21 protein-coding genes are annotated in these 16,946 nt (G+C 45.4%); 17 read left to right on the top strand and 4 right to left on the bottom strand.

All coding sequences use genetic code 11. The features are described 5' to 3' along the window. Window positions 1-178 precede the first annotated feature (178 nt). From TW84_RS03600 to TW84_RS03625, 6 genes are all read left to right on the top strand, one after another. The gene (locus TW84_RS03600) at window positions 179-1,111 is read left to right on the top strand and encodes an AraC family transcriptional regulator (protein WP_045974314.1); all 933 of its coding nucleotides are present in this window, start codon (window positions 179-181) and stop codon (window positions 1,109-1,111) included. Window positions 1,112-1,242: 131 nt separating this feature from the next. Then, a complete protein-coding gene (locus tag TW84_RS03605; RefSeq protein WP_045974315.1) occupies window positions 1,243-3,366 on the top strand; it encodes a TonB-dependent siderophore receptor in 2,124 nt (707 codons plus the stop codon). A gap of 311 nt (window positions 3,367-3,677) precedes the next feature. Continuing rightward, entirely contained in the window at window positions 3,678-4,094 is a 417-nt protein-coding gene (locus TW84_RS03610) for a hypothetical protein (RefSeq protein WP_045974316.1), read from the top strand. 207 nt (window positions 4,095-4,301) lie between these two features. Beyond that, window positions 4,302-4,907, top strand: a complete 606-nt coding sequence (locus tag TW84_RS03615) for an imm11 family protein (protein WP_045974317.1) — start codon at window positions 4,302-4,304, stop codon at window positions 4,905-4,907. A 128-nt stretch (window positions 4,908-5,035) separates the two neighbouring features. Then, window positions 5,036-7,447, top strand: a complete 2,412-nt coding sequence (locus tag TW84_RS03620) for a hypothetical protein (RefSeq protein WP_045974318.1) — start codon at window positions 5,036-5,038, stop codon at window positions 7,445-7,447. A 21-nt stretch (window positions 7,448-7,468) separates the two neighbouring features. Continuing rightward, window positions 7,469-8,182 (top strand): hypothetical protein, encoded by a 714-nt coding sequence (locus TW84_RS03625; protein WP_045974319.1) that lies wholly within the window; start codon window positions 7,469-7,471, stop codon window positions 8,180-8,182. Between the two features lie 378 nt (window positions 8,183-8,560). Here TW84_RS03625 and TW84_RS03635 read toward each other — a convergent pair whose 3' ends face one another. From TW84_RS03635 to TW84_RS03645, 3 genes are all read right to left on the bottom strand, one after another. Then, on the bottom strand, window positions 8,561-8,998 hold the full coding sequence (locus TW84_RS03635; protein ID WP_045974321.1) for a MarR family winged helix-turn-helix transcriptional regulator: 438 nt from the start codon (window positions 8,996-8,998) through the stop codon (window positions 8,561-8,563). Between the two features lie 9 nt (window positions 8,999-9,007). After that, entirely contained in the window at window positions 9,008-9,298 is a 291-nt protein-coding gene (locus TW84_RS03640; RefSeq protein ID WP_045974322.1) for a putative quinol monooxygenase, read from the bottom strand. Between the two features lie 246 nt (window positions 9,299-9,544). After that, window positions 9,545-10,849: a dicarboxylate/amino acid:cation symporter gene (locus TW84_RS03645; protein ID WP_045974323.1), complete on the bottom strand. Its 1,305-nt coding sequence runs from the start codon at window positions 10,847-10,849 to the stop codon at window positions 9,545-9,547. A 580-nt stretch (window positions 10,850-11,429) separates the two neighbouring features. On the opposite strand from TW84_RS03645, the gene TW84_RS03650 reads away from it, so the two are divergent. From TW84_RS03650 to TW84_RS03700, 11 genes are all read left to right on the top strand, one after another. Continuing rightward, window positions 11,430-12,641: an AraC family transcriptional regulator gene (locus TW84_RS03650; RefSeq protein ID WP_045974324.1), complete on the top strand. Its 1,212-nt coding sequence runs from the start codon at window positions 11,430-11,432 to the stop codon at window positions 12,639-12,641. A 101-nt stretch (window positions 12,642-12,742) separates the two neighbouring features. Beyond that, window positions 12,743-12,943, top strand: coding sequence for a RebB family R body protein (locus TW84_RS03655; RefSeq protein WP_006960107.1), 201 nt, complete (start codon window positions 12,743-12,745; stop codon window positions 12,941-12,943). Between the two features lie 52 nt (window positions 12,944-12,995). Further along, entirely contained in the window at window positions 12,996-13,262 is a 267-nt protein-coding gene (locus TW84_RS03660) for a RebB family R body protein (RefSeq protein WP_006960108.1), read from the top strand. Between the two features lie 23 nt (window positions 13,263-13,285). Continuing rightward, window positions 13,286-13,546 carry a RebB family R body protein gene (locus tag TW84_RS03665; protein ID WP_006960109.1) on the top strand — a complete coding sequence of 87 codons (261 nt, stop codon included), beginning with the start codon at window positions 13,286-13,288 and terminating at the stop codon, window positions 13,544-13,546. A gap of 51 nt (window positions 13,547-13,597) precedes the next feature. Further along, window positions 13,598-13,861, top strand: coding sequence for a RebB family R body protein (locus tag TW84_RS03670; protein WP_006960110.1), 264 nt, complete (start codon window positions 13,598-13,600; stop codon window positions 13,859-13,861). A 59-nt stretch (window positions 13,862-13,920) separates the two neighbouring features. After that, window positions 13,921-14,214, top strand: coding sequence for a RebB family R body protein (locus TW84_RS03675; protein WP_045974325.1), 294 nt, complete (start codon window positions 13,921-13,923; stop codon window positions 14,212-14,214). 86 nt (window positions 14,215-14,300) lie between these two features. Then, window positions 14,301-14,729: a RebB family R body protein gene (locus TW84_RS03680; RefSeq protein WP_045974326.1), complete on the top strand. Its 429-nt coding sequence runs from the start codon at window positions 14,301-14,303 to the stop codon at window positions 14,727-14,729. Next, window positions 14,716-14,979, top strand: a complete 264-nt coding sequence (locus tag TW84_RS03685) for a hypothetical protein (RefSeq protein ID WP_045974327.1) — start codon at window positions 14,716-14,718, stop codon at window positions 14,977-14,979. The genes TW84_RS03680 and TW84_RS03685 overlap by 14 nt, the downstream gene beginning before the upstream one ends. A gap of 11 nt (window positions 14,980-14,990) precedes the next feature. Next, a complete protein-coding gene (locus TW84_RS03690) occupies window positions 14,991-15,263 on the top strand; it encodes a RebB family R body protein (protein WP_019277222.1) in 273 nt (90 codons plus the stop codon). Between the two features lie 94 nt (window positions 15,264-15,357). Further along, window positions 15,358-15,549, top strand: coding sequence for a RebB family R body protein (locus tag TW84_RS03695; RefSeq protein ID WP_045974328.1), 192 nt, complete (start codon window positions 15,358-15,360; stop codon window positions 15,547-15,549). A 13-nt stretch (window positions 15,550-15,562) separates the two neighbouring features. Further along, the gene (locus tag TW84_RS03700) at window positions 15,563-15,829 is read left to right on the top strand and encodes a hypothetical protein (protein ID WP_045974329.1); all 267 of its coding nucleotides are present in this window, start codon (window positions 15,563-15,565) and stop codon (window positions 15,827-15,829) included. A 375-nt stretch (window positions 15,830-16,204) separates the two neighbouring features. Here TW84_RS03700 and TW84_RS03705 read toward each other — a convergent pair whose 3' ends face one another. Next, window positions 16,205-16,759, bottom strand: coding sequence for a hypothetical protein (locus tag TW84_RS03705; RefSeq protein WP_045974356.1), 555 nt, complete (start codon window positions 16,757-16,759; stop codon window positions 16,205-16,207). Window positions 16,760-16,946 lie beyond the last annotated feature (187 nt).

The raw sequence follows: 16,946 nt of genomic DNA on the forward strand, positions 1-16,946 counted from the left end.
CAAGCAAACTCAAATGAAATGGAAATAGGGAAAAGGTTAGAGTGACGATTGGCTCACTGTTCGCAGGTTATCAACCAGTTCAACCATTCAGCGTGTTTTATAATGTTAAAGATATTAATTCTCATTGGTGAATTTGTTAGGATAGGCCACTTCTAACCCACTATGATTGAGAACCACGATGACGACAGGTAAGTCCACGGAACGACCTTCTAATGCGTTTAGTCGGATCAGTAAAGTACTGTCGTTCATTCATCAGCACATCAATGAGCCGTTATCCCTAGATGATATTGCCCGTCAAAGCTGTTGGTCACGCTGGCAACTGCAACGAGTATTCCAGACAGAAACAGGTATAGCGGTAGCGACTTATGTCCGAGAACTCAAGCTCAGTCAGGCAGCAGAAAGGTTGATTGACACGTCAGATAGGGTAATTGACATCGCTCTAGAGCTTGGCTTTAGTTCAGAAATTAGCTTCAGTCGTTCGTTCAAGCAAGTATTTGGCCTTAGCCCTCGAGCGTATCGTAAACAAGGGCTCCGAACCGGTTTGCGCAAGCCCATTGAGGTTTCTCGACGTGCAACGCAAGAGGCCAGCCCGCTTTTTGTTGAAGTAAGAGTGGAGTCCAAAAATGCATTTCTCCTCAAAGGACTCCATGAAGACATTAATGGGTTGTTCTCCCTTAACCCTGACTTTCAACAAAAAGTCCCTGCGTTGTGGCATCGACTAGAGCAAACCCTGCCAAGTGAAGCTGACCGTTCTCTTGCCTTGACCGGTGTGATTGATATTACCCAAAGCCAGTTCGACGGCAGTAACATCCAATATTGGGCAGGAGTGGAAATAACCGATGATTGGTGGCTACCCCAATTACCCTCTGTGCTCTCTCCAGAACTGAGCACCTTGGGGGTGCCCGCGCAAACATACGCCGTGGTCAAACATCGTGGGCCAGTGGTGTATTTGCCCAAAACACTAGAGTGGTTCTTGCTCAATTGGTTACCTCACTCTGGTTATCGGGGTATTGATGGTTACGAACTTGAATGCTATCCCGCCAATTACCATCAACAAGATCCCCATGCTGTCATGGAATATTGGATCCCAGTTGAACGGCTATCACCATAACTCTTAGTGATGGTTTTATAAATTAATTTGGTAAAGATGCACCAAATTGTTAACTTTCCTGTTTCTCAGGTTTGTAGAATGCAAATGATATTTATTCTTAATAAGAAAAAGCATTGTTACTTGAGGGACACATGACAACTCCAACAAATTTTAAGCGCTCAACACTTGCTGTAGCGCTGCTTAGCGCCTTTTCAGCCTCCGTTATGGCTGCGGATGAAGTCAGTCAAGATACAACGGAACTAGAAACCATCACTGTGATGGGTAAAGCCTACCGTAATACGGCGACCAAAACATCGTTAGAACCGGAAGAAACACCTCAAAGCATCGCTATTGTTGAAGCAGAGCAGCTTGAACAGCGTGGTGTGACTTCCATCAATCAAGCACTGCGATACGTTCCTGGTGTTGCAACTGAGAACCGAGGTAGCTCGGTGACCATGTTTGATGATTTCACCCTCCGTGGTTTCCAGACAAAAAACCTCAATTACTATGACGGCTTGTCATTGCTTTACCTAACGGGTTGGAACTTACAGCCTCAAGTAGATCCAATTGCTCTTCAGCAAGTGGAGGTATTTAAAGGCCCAACGTCGGTACTCTACGGTGCGATGCCTCCCGGCGGTATGGTCAACTTGATAGCCAAAACACCCCAACAGGAAGCTTCAACCGCAGTGGATGTTGCTACCGGTTCAAGAAATCTGATGCGAGCATCGATAGATACGACAGGTCAAATTGGTGACAGTGATTTCTCCTATCGCTTAATTGCACTGGCACGTAAACAAGACAGCCAAGTGGATAATGCCGAAGAAGAGCGTTACGTGTTGGCTCCAAGCTTGGATTGGCAGGCAACAGACAAAACCTTGATCAACGTTAATGTTTATTATCAGAACGATCCTTCAATGGGGATTAACTCTTCTATGCCGCTTGAGGTATTGGAAAAGAGTGCTCCATCGGTGTCGATGGGGGATGTGAGCTGGAGTCAGTTTGAACGTGAAGTCTTAATGGTGGGTTACAAGATCAACCACGAATTCAATTCAAACTGGACGTTCCTACAAAATGCTCGCTTCACCGATGCCAGTTTGTATCAAGAGAACACCTACCATACAGCGGGCCTAAACGCTGATGGAACCCTGACACGAACGCCTTATTCGACAGACGAAGAGCTCAAAGGATTTGTGATGGATAACCAAGTGTCTGGTACGGTCGATATAGCGGGTATTGAAAACAACCTGCTATTTGGTATCGACTACCAATCTATGGATGGCAACACGGTGTATTCTGATTACAGTGTTGCCGCGACCAGTGGATTCGGAAAGTTTGATCCGCTCAACCCAAACAACAATCTGTTGGATCGCGATGATCTAACCAAATCGAGAGAAGCTCGCGATGACAGTAACGCTAAGCAACTCGGCCTTTACTTCCAAGATCAGGTTCGTCTTGATCAACTGGTATTGATTGGTGGTGGTCGCTTCGATCAGTACGAGTCAGAAAGCGTCTACTACTCGACAAAGTCTGATCATAATCATTTCACGTATCGCGTCGGCGCACTGTATGAGCTAGACAATGGCCTGTCACCGTTTGCAAGCTATGCGACCAGTTTTGAACCTGCGCCAGGTGTGGATAAAAACAACCAAGCTTTTGATCCTGAAACGGGCGAGCAAGCGGAAGTTGGTGTGAAATACATGTCATCGGATATGTCTAAAACAGTAACGGCATCGTTCTTCCATATCACCAAGAAGAACATGTTAATGACGGATCCAAGCAACGTATATGGTCCTCGTATTCAAGTGGGAGAGGCGGTGTCTCAGGGGATAGAGTTGCAAGGTCGTTGGTATGCATCCGAGAGTCTGGATATTGCGGCATCCTATACCTATCTTGATATGGAAATTACTCAAGATTCGGGTAATGACCTAGAAGGTACTACGCCAATTTATGTCCCCGAGCACAGTGCCAATCTCTGGGCAAACTACAAGGTGTCTACTGGCCTACTGACGGGGACTCGTATCAGTGGTGGTGCACGTTATGTGGGTGAAATGGAAATGAATGCGACCAACACTCAGGGCAAAGTGCCATCGTACACCGCGGTAGATATGTCTGTTGGGTATGATTTAGGTCAGGCAAGTGAATCTCTTACTGGAGCAACGGCGAACGTAATTGTGAATAACGTCTTTGATAAAGAGTACTACGCCTGCTATGACAAATATAACTGCTGGTTTGGTGCAGAGCAGTCTATTGAAGTCAACGTTAAATACGAGTTTTGATCGCTGTTTATCAAGGATAAAAGCAGCGCATACGCTGCTTTTTTTATTTCGAGAGTTGAATAAAATTTGTACAGCGGTGGGTTGGCAAATTGTTTGCGGTGAATATCACAAAACCACACTAAAGCTCAAAGCCTGAAGTGGGCGAATAAACGGGTTAAATCGTCAAAATGAAGGGGGAATCTGGTTATATGATTATCTGAGAGTTATTTTTACTATTCAATGTGCGGTAAATGGTGGTCATTTCCACATTAGATAAGCCTCTTCCTCATCGCTATAGTGATATTCGCTTTTATTGATATGAGGTCTTGATTATGTATGGTTTTTCCAATAATGATTCAACGCCAAAGCATCCCTTGTGCATTGGCAAAGTGAAAGAAATTCACTCAGAGGGTAATCGAGTGAAAGTAGAGCTTTGTAATAAAGCTGATAAGCAATCTGTCTGGGCGGTGTTGGGCCGGAATTTTACTGATTCAGAAATTCAGTTAGCAATAGATAAGCAATTCGAATGCCGGATTGATTTGGTTGGCGGTGAAGCAGGTATCCCTATTCTGACCGATATTTGCTTCTCGTTGGTGTTTGAAGAAGAGCTCATCATCAGAGCCAACCGAGTTATTGTGGAAGGGAAAGAGGAAGTGAAGTTGGTATCCGGTGAAACTGAAACCCTATTCAGTGGCAATGATGGTCGGATTACGACCAAAGCGAAACAGATCACGTACCAATTTGAATAGGGTATTTAAAAAGCCCCTCTTGATACGTTTAACGTTGTCACAGTTTTTGATTGGATAATGGTGTACCAGTTTGTCGATTGTTAACCACTGCCTCTTCTCTGCTTTAGCCGAGAGGAGGCACATCAAGCCAATATAACCATCAATCTTGTTTGAGTGTGGCATACGAATCAGATATTTCGACAATACTTGGATGCTTGAGAGAGGGATATGAAAAGTTACGAAGATATTTACTACATTTCTACAATGGTTGCTTTTCAAGAACATTTTCTAGAACTCCAAGTCACAAAAAGTACAGGTCGACGCAAGCATACTTATAAAAAGCTCAATTATGATGACGGTCCAGTTTTTTTTGTAAATGGCTTTAAAGGCTATATCCCTTTCTATCTGACAGATGGTCAATTTGATGGTATCTACCCAGTGGTATCCGAGAAAATCGCGTCTGTTATTCAAGAGTACAATATTGATGGTTTCCAGCTCTTTCCTGCGGTCATTATCGGTGATGATGGCAAGTGGCATGAAAAATTTTACTTTTTTAACTTTTATGCCCCTTTAGACTGTGTCGATTTTGAAAATAGTGATGTCGATGAATATAAGCCCAATGCAAAATACAATGAGGTGGTAAGTTACAAATTGCTGAGCGATGTGTTGGATTGTATACCAGAGGAAAACCGGCTGATTATCAAACTTGCTCGTGTCGAAGGAGGCGCATTGATTTTCCACGAAAAAATAGTCAATGCATTAGCCAAGTTTAATATTGAAGCTTTTCAATTCTTTAAGCTTAGCAATTATCGCAAAGGAATGGAGTTTGAATAAGATTCCCGTATAAACAAGGGGCAGATTGCCTCACCTGTTAAAGCAAATTATCATCACCTGAACCTATCCCGTTCGTCACGTGACACGACACTACGAACATAGACCGCTAACGTATGACGAGCTTTTCAATGAAAGATGTCACTATTACTCCCCAGATACAGCAGGTACCGGAAGCGGTGAAAACTGTTCTGAAACAGTTTAACAGCTACGACGAACCATGCTTGGTGTTACTGTATTGCGATGCCGAACAAGAGGTGGTGAATGCCGCCTTTAAACAAGTGCTTGAACAAAACCGTTGTGAAGCCTCCAACTGGATTAGTCTTGAGAAGCATCTTCGCTTTTGTCACCTGTTCTGCAATTACCAAAACGCCAATTTTTTTGCTTTTGATTTGACAGATATCCTGAGTCAGCAAGGTTATAAAGCCAAAGTATCGCTGTTTCGACATCATTGCCTCTGTCAGCCCGAAGATACCTACCGATGGAACGTTACCCAATTGCTGGACCTGTTGGAAACAGACGATCTCGTTGCGATTAATGATTTTTGCGATACTCGCCATTGGCAAGGTATCAGTCAGTACATCGACGCAGACCGAGAAGCCCGCGTTATAGCAGAAGAAGGGGAAGATGAGGCTGAAGTTCTCTCTCCTGATCCTCACGGTGAGGAAATCCCGGCGCCTTTGCAGCAGATATCGCCTTTCATCCTTCACCTCCCTCAGGGAGAAGCGTTGTGGCACTACGTGCTAACCGGAGAGTTTGATGCTCCGATGCCATTAGAAGAATGCCTGCTTGATCTAGATTCGGTCTTAGTGGTCTTACATGCCAAAAAACATAGTCCTAGCTTTTACCGCCACCTCCTTCGCACTTGTGATTATGATAGTGTGCCGCCACCACAGCATGAGATCTTAGCGTGTTTGAGTGATGCATTAAGACCGCTGTACCAAGTGTTGTTAGCCGAACGGCATGACCAGCATCATCAAGACTGCTTTTTACGTGTATTGGATATTTTCTTCCACCTATTCGACCAGCAAGACTTGCCAAATGTCTGGCGGGAGATCCTGACTAAAGACGAAGAGACGGCGTGCCTCAGTGCTTTAGAATTTGAGCGTAGATACACCCAACCAAGTGAGGCTCTAGATAATGCGATCTGCCCGAGGGCCAAAAGGAACATTGATCACCTCATTGATTCACTGGATCATTTCTATACGTGTGATCACGACGAATATCAAGAGATAGAGCGCGTATTTGGCTCAAATCGTCATGCATTTGACCACCAGCAGTGGCAGCGCGACGAGGAAGAACAGCAAACAAGATGTCGTTTAATCGGCGCGATTTTACTTAATTTGAATCACGATGTAGAGCTGTTTGATGGTGATACCGATGCGCTACTTAAATGGGTCAGTGGTGGCCTGCATCAGGATGTGTATAGTGAGATTAAGCGTCATTGTGGTCGCCAACCGGAGCATTTGCAAGCGTGGCTAATCAACGAAAGCAATAATGGGTTTACTGCGCTTGTTGAGGAGCTGAGCTCAATACTTAAGCACGAGATGGATAGAGACGCTCAATCTGAACTCGGCGTTATCCAGCCGAAATATGATATTTTCTCGTCAATCGGTCCATTCCGCCTAATGCTAGCGACCTGTTACTGGCTCTATAAGGCCAATCAGGATTCGTTTGCCAAACGCGTCATTCTACTGAGTATGGAGTTAGCGCCACAGGCGACTATCGAGAGTATGTCTCGCCTTTATCGAAACGGTTTCCAAGGGTTTGCCTTACCCGAACTACGGCGTACTTTCCTTACGACTTTACATGAGATGGGGGTACCTGATGCTGACCTTAGTGCGTTTCACATCAGTATCGCCGTCCAATATGATGAAAGCGAGTTGGAGGCCTTGGTCCACCGCTATGTGGAATGCGACCACAGTGAGCGAAACAGATGGAACTTGGCGATCAATAAGCTTGGCTCTTATGAGCGTGATTACTTCTACCTTAACGTCCATCGCTTACACTCGGAGGTCAGCACGCCATTACGTGATTTTCGCCCAACGGTTGTCCGTGAGCTTATGTCTGTTGTGGTCAAAGATGGACATGATGTTGATGTCCACACCCTTGCTGATGCCGCGCTTCGCTTCTTAGATGGTGAGTTGAGCTTTCGTTGCTACCAGCGCCTCACTCACGAGTACGTGGATGTTGAACAGTTTGATCTTCCACCGTACTGCTACAGAAAAAACGCGCCTAAGATTTTGCCGCAGATCCTTGTAGACCCCGACCTCACCAGCCAGCTACGTTGGATACAATTGTTCTGCTGTCAGTCCACGGCCCTAAAATTCATTGGGTTGACGTTTTTCCGTCGTCACTCAACACACAACAACCCGTTGCAAACCCAACTGCTAGAACAGGTGTTCTTTGAGCAGCTTTTGCATGAAGATGCCTTATCATTTTCCGATCGCCAAACGATCGAACTTGACGATTTGACGCCAGAGTGGCTCGAATATTGGCATCAATATCAGCGACAAATGGCCCGCAAAATCAAACGCCTATAACCCGTACAGGAGGAAATGACCATGATAGATATGCAGGGCATTTTGAGTGAGTATCTGCCACTTCAACTGATCCATGTTGGTGATGTGTATGCCGACAAAGACGGTGACCCCGATGCGTGGTTAAATGAGTATGACTTCAGCTGGCAGCCGATTAGCGACAACCGCTCACATCCACATCTCTTTCTTGGTGAAGAAGTGGTGTGTTTTGAGCCTGAAAGTGACCAAGATAAAGCTGAAAATCTAAACCGACGCACAGGTGGTCAGCCCCTTCGGATGCCCAAAATTTCAACCTGTTCTGGGCGATACACGTTATTGTTGGACAATGAACTCGCCGCCGAACTCGAGTTTTCTGACAAACTAGGCATTACGTTTTCAGCAGCCGAGGTGCGTGATGCAGCGGGCCACTTGCACACTGATTTCACGGCGCTGTCATTCCATAAGGTACTGTTTTATCATCGTTTTGAAACTCGTTTTCGCCACATACCAAGCGCACAGCGCTTATTGGTGTGTATTGAGCTCAATCAGTCGTCATCGACGTTTTTGATCCACCAATCCTTACTTGAACGCTGGCAACAAAAAGGCGTTGAAGAAGTGAACTATGATATAGCTCCTGAACATCAAAGCCTGAAAAAGCTGATGGAGAAAGACCATTATTGGGGCTATTGCACGCGTTGGTTTACCAACCTAGACGATTTCCAACAAAATCGTCATGGACATATTGATGATCTGGTTTAGGAAAAGCGTGCGTAAGCTTTTTATTTAACGACTACTAAAACTCGATTTTTTCTGTGATTGATGATGTCGATTAGGCGAGGTGCATCGACTCTGGTCACCACGAATGTATCAGATAGGGTGAGGCAGCGGCGTTGATATTGCGCTACTCACCTCGCCTTAACAGGGCCAACATCGTCTATTACTGAACGATTCGATCTATGGTTACCGTCACTTTAGGCGCAATGATCAACACCATGGTAGGAACTAAAATCATTGTTATTGCAAGAGTTTGCAACCATAAGGGCAATTGAATATCTAAGGTTGAAAGTGTAAATATCACCAGTGTGACAATCGGATAAATACACACCCAAGTTAAAAAGATCCTCAATAACTTTTTCTTCATCGTGGGCCCATTAATTTGTTGATTTCATTGAAATAGCCGGGAAGAATTTCTGATAAGCAGGTCCCCCCTTTTTTGGTTAGTGCTATCTTCTTAGCTCTTTTATCGGTGGGATCGCTACTTGAAGTGAGTAATCCATCGTCAATCAACTTTTTTAATGCTCTTGTCAGTACAGGCTTGGACACATCTAAGCGTGATGCTATTTCATGCGCATAGAGGCTCGTTCTGTCGGGTTCGCGATCGATTACAATCAGTATTAAAAACTTCAGCTGAGTAAGACCATGAGCAGAAAAATAAGTTTCTAGATTTCTCACTAGAAGGCTTGCTTGTCGCATGATGTTAAGCGCTTCAGCGATGGAGTTCTTCTCGTGGCTTGTTAAATCACTGGTGTATTTATCAAGCATGGCTTTGGTTGGAAGTTCCTTTAGAAAAAACATACCTTACCTTTAGGCGAGTTTAACAAGTTTAGTGATTTCAGGGGGGGTCGCTAACCAATCACCGTAGGCCTTAAAAACCGCTTTTGTATAGTCCATGTCATGGTGAAGTTGTAACGCACTGTCATCCCTCCACTCCTCATACAAACACAAACTGCCCGCTTTATCCTCATGAAGCGTGAATTCTAAGCAGCCAGGTTCATTTCGAGTCTGCGATATAATGTCTTTAATTGCTTGTTTTGATACCTCAAAGTACTCGGGCTTTGGTGTGATCTTGGCGAAGATAAACGTATGTTCATTCATAAATAATTTCCTCATTAGCTATTTAGTTAGCATGGTAACTATATGGCTAATCAGGTCGATTGACAAGGTCTATACAAGAATTAAATAGGATTTAATACGCTTGGCATGTTTAACTCATGGTTGAACATTGCGGCTTTGGGGCGAGTTTCTCCAATCCACTTTTGAGTCACAGTGTGGTGGCGCTAGCATAAAAAATGCCCCGTGTGTAAACACGGGGCATAGATTTAAGTGAGGGGAATAAGCAAATTAAGCGTTGGCTTTTTTCAGGTGCACTTTTTCTTCTTGCTCACCCGCCATTGGGTCGTTGAAGCGCGATTCATCCAGAGCGCCCTCCGACTTAGCGACGATAACCGTTACTGCGCTGTCACCTGTGATGTTCACAGCAGTACGGATCATGTCTAATAGGCGGTCAACACCCATGATCAGAGCGATACCTTCGAGTGGTAGACCAACTTGGTTAAGCACCATCGCGAGCATCACTAGGCCAACCCCTGGCACACCTGCTGTACCGATAGAAGCTAGCGTTGCCGTTAAGATCACCATCAGGTAATCACCCATGGTTAGGTCAATGTTGAACGCTTGAGCAATAAAGGCAGTTGCGACACCTTGCATGATGGCCGTACCGTCCATATTCACAGTCGCACCGAGTGGCACGGTGAACGAAGAAATACGGTTATCAACTCCCATGCGGTTCTTAACCGTTTCCATCGTGACAGGAATTGTCGCGTTAGAAGATGCTGTTGAGAAGGCAAACATGATTGCGTCTTCCATCTTCTTCAAGAAGGTGATTGGGTTAAGACCTGTAAAGCCTTTCAGCATCAGGCTGTAGGTGACCAAACCATGAATCACGAGCGTACCTGCTAGAACCAGGAAGTACTCCGCTAAGTTGAGAATGGCACTCAGACCTAGACCTGTGAACAGCTTCGCCATCAGGAAGAACACACCGTAAGGGGCTAGGTTCATGAGTAGCGCAACCAGCTTCATGATCACGTCGTTAAGATCAGCAAAGATGGCGGCAATACGCTCACCCGATTTGCCCGCGGCACTGATCGCGATACCAAACAGTACAGCAAATACGATGACCTGTAGGGTTTTTCCTTCCGCCATTGCACTGATCGGGTTGGTTGGGAACATGCCGATAATGACTTGGCCCAGAGACGGTGCTTCTGCGGATTTGAATGAACTCGCTGCGGTTAGATCGGCACCGGCACCAGGCTGAAATAGGTGACCCATAGTCAGTGCTAACGTAATCGCAATAGCGGTCGTAGTAATATAGAAGGCGAGTGTTTTACCACCCATGCGACCTAAGGTTGATAGGTCTTTCAGTGAGCTCGTACCACAAACCAGTGAAACAAACACCAGTGGGACAACAAGCATTTTTAAGCTGGCAACGAAAATCTGGCCACCAACTTCAAACAATCCATTGACGATGTATGTGTCGACAAATCCGTTGTCGGCAAAAAGGCTGCGAATCGCAAAACCTGTCAAGATACCCGCAACCATACCAATAATTACTCGGCTGGTTAACGACATTGGTTTCTTGGTATTCATAGTGAACACTCCTTATAGTTATGCACCTTGAGTTCACTTCAAGGCGAGCAGGAGGTTATCAGTCGAATCGAAAAATACGAACGTAAAATGCGTTGTCAGATTTGTAGATGTGATCTTTATCACTAGAGAGTACTGGTTATTAACAGTTTGATAACATTATCGATTAAATGTTTTGTCTGGCTGTTTTCAAATGTCACATCTTAGCCCGTCGGTGTTAAAAAAAACGCCATTCTCATTACATGTGGAATTGGGTGCATATTAAAATCAGATGATTTATTGCGTGCATAGATAATCAATAGTTATGCACTTTTTCGAGCGCGTAATAGATTGCCATTGAGCCCTTTTTATCGAAATGACACACGGTTTTCCTTTGCCATCACTTGTTTCTCGAGTGTTGCGCGTGGATAACCACCGTTATCGTGTTAATTATTCCCTTGTAAATGTTAGTCACTTCATATTCAACGGGTTTCTCACTGCTTTGACCGTGAATTTAGCCAATAACACCAATTTACCTAGGAATGTTCCCCTTAGCATAGAAGCTCGACGTCAGAGACAACAATAAAATAAAGGAATAATTACAATGTCAGAGCTAAGTTACGCCAACAGAGGAGCGGCCAGCAATGGTCTTCCGATGGCAATTAATACTTCTAATTCGTTCCCACATAACTCTGTTGATAGAAAGGGAGTAGATTACCCTCTACTCGGTTTATCACCTTCAATACAGAGAATCCAAAGTCAGATTGAATTCGCGGCTAAAACCAACTATCCAGTATTTATTAGTGGGGAGACAGGAACAGAAAAACGTTCTATTGCCTCGCTTATTCATCTCAACCGATTGGAGGGTAAGGGCCGCTTTATTCTTATTCCACCAACCATCCACAATCACTCACAATTTAAAGCGTACCTTGAGAATAGCTTAAATCGAGCCAAGCAAGGCACCTTATATCTCTCTGAAGTCGATGTCCTGGCACAGGAAAAAAAGGATTACCTGACTACCTTATTCAGTCAAGAGGAATTTCAAAGTTGCTTGACTGAGAAAAAAGTCCAGTTGATTGTCTCTTGTACCGAATCGATCAATAGTGCCCAAGGCAACCGGCAATTTTTGGCCAAGTTACTGGGGACAGAAGTGCCACATCTAGAGCTTTATATCCCGCCAGTTAGAGAGCGCAAGCAAGACCTTTCCAATCACATCGATCATATACTCCATAAACTTCAATCCTTTACCACAACGCGATTTACTCCTGAAGCGATTCAACTTCTCCACAATTATCATTGGCCAGGTAATGTTGATCAGTTGCAGCGCGTGATCGTGACGTTAGCGTCCTGTTGCGATCACCATATTGACATTGAAGATATTCGCAATCTGGCGCTTTTCCCTGAAAGCGAAACCTTCGACGTGGTGGAAGCGGTACTCAATCAAGAGTTTGGCGGTTTCCGTCATCTTCACCCAGGTTTACTGAAAGCGCTCAACTACATGAGCGAGAACTTCACCGAAGAGCTGACGCTAGCCGATCTTTCCAACGCGGCGTTTACCAGCCAATCACATCTATCTTATTTGTTCCGACAACACATTGGCTTTTCATTCAAATCCTTGTTAGTGCAAGTGCGGATTTGCTATGCCAAGCAGCTGATTGATGACACGCCAATGATGAAAGTCACCGAAGTCTGCCTGCAATCTGGGTTCGGCGACCTGAGTCATTTCGAAAAAATGTTCAAGAGAAATGTGGGTTGTACACCGCGCCAATACCGACAGAAAGAGCGAGAAAAAGCACGCCTCTTTGCGGCGAACTAAGTTGGTGAAAAGGCGGCAATTCTTGATGGATTTGACCAAGTTATCAAGCCGCCTTGTTCTTAATATGGAAAGCATAGAGACGAACATCAAGAGCCTCTGAAATGGAAATCAACATCGAGAAAATGCTGAGTCAATTCACCCCGACAACATCGCGCAATATGTACCTCAACATGGTCGCTGATTCGTTAGGGAAAGCATCACAAAATGCGACTCATGCTCAGCAGCAAATTCAGACCATAGTGGTCACTAATACGGCGTTAGGTTCCGGGTTGATTTATTCCATTGCAGCAAAAGGGTCTTAGTCAGTTTTGAGGTGCAATGCGGCACTTCTTAACCAGCAAAGGAGCATTTGATATGCCAGTAAATGATGCGGTCACCGATTCCGTGACGCAAGTAAACACCGAAGTAGTGGGTGACACCCCCGCTGTTGCGAGTGGAAACCTGTTGCTTTCTACCAGTCAGGCAATGGGTATCTCCGCACTCAACAGTACAGGGGCGAACCAACAAGCGACTTTGGTCCACCAGTCTTCGACAGTGCAGGGAGTGAACTCTTTGCTCGCTACAGGTACCGCGGTTATAGGCCGTAGTGTCGAACTCATCCTAGAACCTAGCGCAAGCTAATTAACTGAAATTAGGAGCAAATTATGCCAGTTAATGAACAAGTAACAGACTCAGTAACACAGGTGAACACGAAAGTTGTTGGTGAAACACCAGCAATGGCAATGGGTAACCTGCTGATGTCTACCAGCCACGCATTGAGTAATGCTGCTCACAACGCGACGGCTGCACAGCAGCAAGCACAAATCACTATGCAGGCTGCCACAGTACAGGGTGTGAACTCTTTGATGGCAATCGGTTCTTCGGTCATTGGCCGTGGTGCTGAAGGCATCATCGAAAAAGGCTAATTACAGCCAGGTTGAAAAACTAATTGTTAACAACAAATAAGGAACGAAACAATGCCAGTTAATGAACAAGTAACAGACTCAGTAACACAGGTGAACACAAAAGTGGTTGGTGAAACTCCAGCAATGGCAATGGGTAACTTGCTAATGTCTACCAGCCAAGCGTTAGGCACGGCAGCTCACAACGCGACAAGCGGCCAGCAGCAAGCTCAAATCACTATGCAGGCCGCAACGGTTCAAGGCGTTAACTCGCTGATGTCTATTGGTTCTTCGGTTGTTGGCCGAAGTGCAGAAGGCATCATTGAAAAAGACTCGTAATGCCATACGCACCTTTGTCAGTCTAATGGCTGGCAAAGGTGTACTTGAAGGAGATGTGAATGAAAACAGTAAACACACCCCCTGAACAGGCAGAGTCAGCATTCCATGCGGCGAATCAATCTGTGGCTCAGTCCACTGCTATGGCTCTTGCGGATGCAACCGACAATCTGCGTAACCTGAACACATTGAGTACCACGGCGATTGGCACAGCGTTAAGCCAACTTCTGGAAACGGGTGATCCTAAGTACATGGCCATCATCGACCAGGCCCAAAAAGTGGTGACGAATGGCGCCGAAAACTTCGGTGTTGTCGGCGATAAAGTAGCGACTGTGCTACACGATCGCTCTCAATAATGATTGCTGTTCTTCTCATTTCCATTTCAGGTTTGTGAGTTCAGCATTCGTTTCAGCGCCTGTTGAAGGCATCTCAAGGAGTGAATATGAAAGAGCAGGATACAAGATTCGAGAACGAGTTCGAACAGGAACTCTCGCAAAACGCGATTGACCAGTTTAATACCTTGCAGGCGTTCTCGTCTCAACCCACCAGCCTACTGGAAACCACATTGGCTGATACGCTGGGTTTGTCGATGCATAACGCTGTCAGTACTCAGCAACAGTCTCAAATGACCACCGCAGCTTCGGTGACGAACGCTTGTGCTCGATTACTGCAGACTCAAACACGGCCAACGGTTGAGGCGAAAGTTGAGCCCAAAACGGAGCCAGCGATTTTTGTTGATGCCAGTCATCGGTTAGGCAGAGAGGACGGTGGTAGTGAAGACATTCAGGAAGACGCTGAAGAGAAAAAACGCTCGTTCAGCTTGTTACGTTTTCTGAAGAGAAACAAAGGGGCGAACGATGACCAGCAATGACACCATGAAGTTTGATGTCAATGAGCAGCTCAAGCAGATTGAGTCGTTCACCGAGCGGCAACAACAGGATGTGCAAAAGTTGATTGCAGAATCGCAAAAGCGTTTTGGTTCAGGCCAAGTCAATGACTCCATCGATGAAGTGGAAAGCGCGGTCACGGGTATGTTGGATAACATCGAAGGCCAGCTTGAGCAGGAAATCAGCAAAATTAATCAGCAGTTGCAAGAGCTGCTGCCAAATGAAATTCAATAAGTGAGGTTATCATGCCGAAAAAAGTTAACGAGCAGATCACGGATTCTGTCACGCAAACCAATACTCAAGTGCTGGCGGGATCACCTGCTAATGCAATGGGTAACCTGTTTACCTCTATGGGGTTAGCGATGTCGAACTTGAACAACAATGCCACTTCAGCACAGCAACAGGCAAACATTGGTATGCAGGCGGCGACGGTGCAAGGTGTCAACGCACTCACGGCGATTGGCACGGCAGTTTTGGGTCGTGCAACGGAAGCGATCGTCGAAAAAGACGAAGAATAAGCCCCTAGCCAATGTGACTTTGTTGCTAAAAGTACCAGTCGACCCAACGGCCAATTCAGTTAATGACATTGGCCTTTTGTTTTAGGAGTGAGCCATGAGTGATAAAAACAGTGCAGAAGACCTCAAACAAGTGTCTGAAATGATCGATCAGCTGACAGAATCCGCCATGTCAGACACCATGGGTCTGCATATGCAAAACGCCGTCACTATACAGCAAGGCATGCAGGCGATTAGCAACGCTTCCACTTCGACAGCGTGCGCCTTGATCCTCAAAAAAGGCGGCTAACGGGTAAGCGCCAATGTCGAATGAGAGCACGACTGACAAGGCCAAACAATCGGTCGCTCAATCTACCGCCATTGCAGTGCAAGACGCTGCCGACAACTTGCGCAATCTCAATACCATCAGTACCACCGCTATCGGTGTTGCTCTATCCGAATTGCTCGCTACTGGCGACCCCAAATACGTTCAAGTGATCGAACAAGCTCAGAAAATCATGGAAAAAGGCACCGCTAACTTTGCCGAATTAGGTGACAAAGCGGCTGATGTGGCGAAGAAATTTGGTTAGCGGGTGCAAAAGCAATGAGGACAAAAACGCGTCGTTATCCTTTTAGCCTAGTTGTGTGGTCATGGGTAGGGTGGAGTGTCAACTCGCTGAATGCAAAACATCAATTAACGCCTAAGCCACAAAGAAACCTAGGTTAAGCTGAGAATGGCATATTAATACCTTGTAGAGTCTGGATTGGCATTCGAAAGGTAGGAAAGTCAATGCGGATTTTAGATATCGTTGTCATTGTCTGGTTAAGCTTTTTAACGCTTTATCAGTTCAATACGTTGTTCCAACTGCTTGTTGATAGTTGGTTATAGAATAAACCCATAGAGCGCCGTCTCTATGGGCTTTGATTTTATATGGGTTGACCTTATGAGTGATTGTTCAAGTCTTCTACAACACTCTCAGACATTGCTCTGGTGAAAGACTTAGCAGCGTGTTGGCAAAGTGAATTTTTTCATCACGCCACTTCAGCCCAGCTTCAGGACTTTCCTTGGATCTTCTGTCCGCTTCAAAATAACTGTGTCTTGGTAAACCATCGGCAGGTGTCATGACCATAGACTGCTCATTGACTCGCATTGTAAACAAGAATTGGCCGCGTTGACCCGATTGTGCGCCTGGATGGTGCAAGGTGGTATCGCAGCAGTAGCGCTTATCACGTAGTGCTCGGCAGGTGTATTCGAAGGCATCTTGTGTGCCGCGACCGGGGAAGGCGGTATAGATACTGATGCCATCTCGTTGCAAGACTTCACTGCCCGCTCCGAGCTGAACGGCGTATTGAACCAGCCTGAACCCTAATACCAAACCACCGACACTGTTGATACCGCTGTATTGAATCGCTCCAGCTAAATCTAGGCACAGACGGTCATCGTTTTCATACAGGTAAAGCTGCGGTGAAGCCCATTCGCTTTGAGGAATAAGCAGCTCAGTGATGTCAGGTTGATTCATGGTGGCCTCCGCCGTCAGTTGAAAATCATCAATACAATAATCTATACGAATGAAAATCATTATCAACTATTGAGGGCAAAAAATTTGCCTTGATTTCAATTTAAATCCGCCATATTCAGACCAGATGGAACGACGGAGAAACCAAGAATATTCACCATTGTTTCGCCTCGGTTTCACATCGGTTTGC

Origin of the sequence: Vibrio neptunius, from assembly GCF_000967495.1 — a bacterium.
Taxonomy (GTDB): domain Bacteria; phylum Pseudomonadota; class Gammaproteobacteria; order Enterobacterales; family Vibrionaceae; genus Vibrio; species Vibrio neptunius.

Coding starts and splice junctions, on each gene's coding strand:
- TW84_RS03605 (WP_045974315.1), top strand. CDS start 1,243: ATGACAACTCCAACAAATTTTAAGCGCTCAACACTTGCTGTAGCGCTG.
- TW84_RS03650 (WP_045974324.1), top strand. CDS start 11,430: ATGTCAGAGCTAAGTTACGCCAACAGAGGAGCGGCCAGCAATGGTCTT.
- TW84_RS03670 (WP_006960110.1), top strand. CDS start 13,598: ATGCCAGTTAATGAACAAGTAACAGACTCAGTAACACAGGTGAACACA.
- TW84_RS03600 (WP_045974314.1), top strand. CDS start 179: ATGACGACAGGTAAGTCCACGGAACGACCTTCTAATGCGTTTAGTCGG.
- TW84_RS03695 (WP_045974328.1), top strand. CDS start 15,358: ATGAGTGATAAAAACAGTGCAGAAGACCTCAAACAAGTGTCTGAAATG.
- TW84_RS03645 (WP_045974323.1), bottom strand. CDS start 10,849: ATGAATACCAAGAAACCAATGTCGTTAACCAGCCGAGTAATTATTGGT.
- TW84_RS03655 (WP_006960107.1), top strand. CDS start 12,743: ATGGAAATCAACATCGAGAAAATGCTGAGTCAATTCACCCCGACAACA.
- TW84_RS03660 (WP_006960108.1), top strand. CDS start 12,996: ATGCCAGTAAATGATGCGGTCACCGATTCCGTGACGCAAGTAAACACC.
- TW84_RS03705 (WP_045974356.1), bottom strand. CDS start 16,759: ATGAATCAACCTGACATCACTGAGCTGCTTATTCCTCAAAGCGAATGG.
- TW84_RS03620 (WP_045974318.1), top strand. CDS start 5,036: ATGAAAGATGTCACTATTACTCCCCAGATACAGCAGGTACCGGAAGCG.
- TW84_RS03615 (WP_045974317.1), top strand. CDS start 4,302: ATGAAAAGTTACGAAGATATTTACTACATTTCTACAATGGTTGCTTTT.
- TW84_RS03625 (WP_045974319.1), top strand. CDS start 7,469: ATGATAGATATGCAGGGCATTTTGAGTGAGTATCTGCCACTTCAACTG.
- TW84_RS03640 (WP_045974322.1), bottom strand. CDS start 9,298: ATGAATGAACATACGTTTATCTTCGCCAAGATCACACCAAAGCCCGAG.
- TW84_RS03665 (WP_006960109.1), top strand. CDS start 13,286: ATGCCAGTTAATGAACAAGTAACAGACTCAGTAACACAGGTGAACACG.
- TW84_RS03635 (WP_045974321.1), bottom strand. CDS start 8,998: ATGTTTTTTCTAAAGGAACTTCCAACCAAAGCCATGCTTGATAAATAC.
- TW84_RS03680 (WP_045974326.1), top strand. CDS start 14,301: ATGAAAGAGCAGGATACAAGATTCGAGAACGAGTTCGAACAGGAACTC.
- TW84_RS03610 (WP_045974316.1), top strand. CDS start 3,678: ATGTATGGTTTTTCCAATAATGATTCAACGCCAAAGCATCCCTTGTGC.
- TW84_RS03675 (WP_045974325.1), top strand. CDS start 13,921: ATGAAAACAGTAAACACACCCCCTGAACAGGCAGAGTCAGCATTCCAT.
- TW84_RS03685 (WP_045974327.1), top strand. CDS start 14,716: ATGACCAGCAATGACACCATGAAGTTTGATGTCAATGAGCAGCTCAAG.
- TW84_RS03690 (WP_019277222.1), top strand. CDS start 14,991: ATGCCGAAAAAAGTTAACGAGCAGATCACGGATTCTGTCACGCAAACC.
- TW84_RS03700 (WP_045974329.1), top strand. CDS start 15,563: ATGTCGAATGAGAGCACGACTGACAAGGCCAAACAATCGGTCGCTCAA.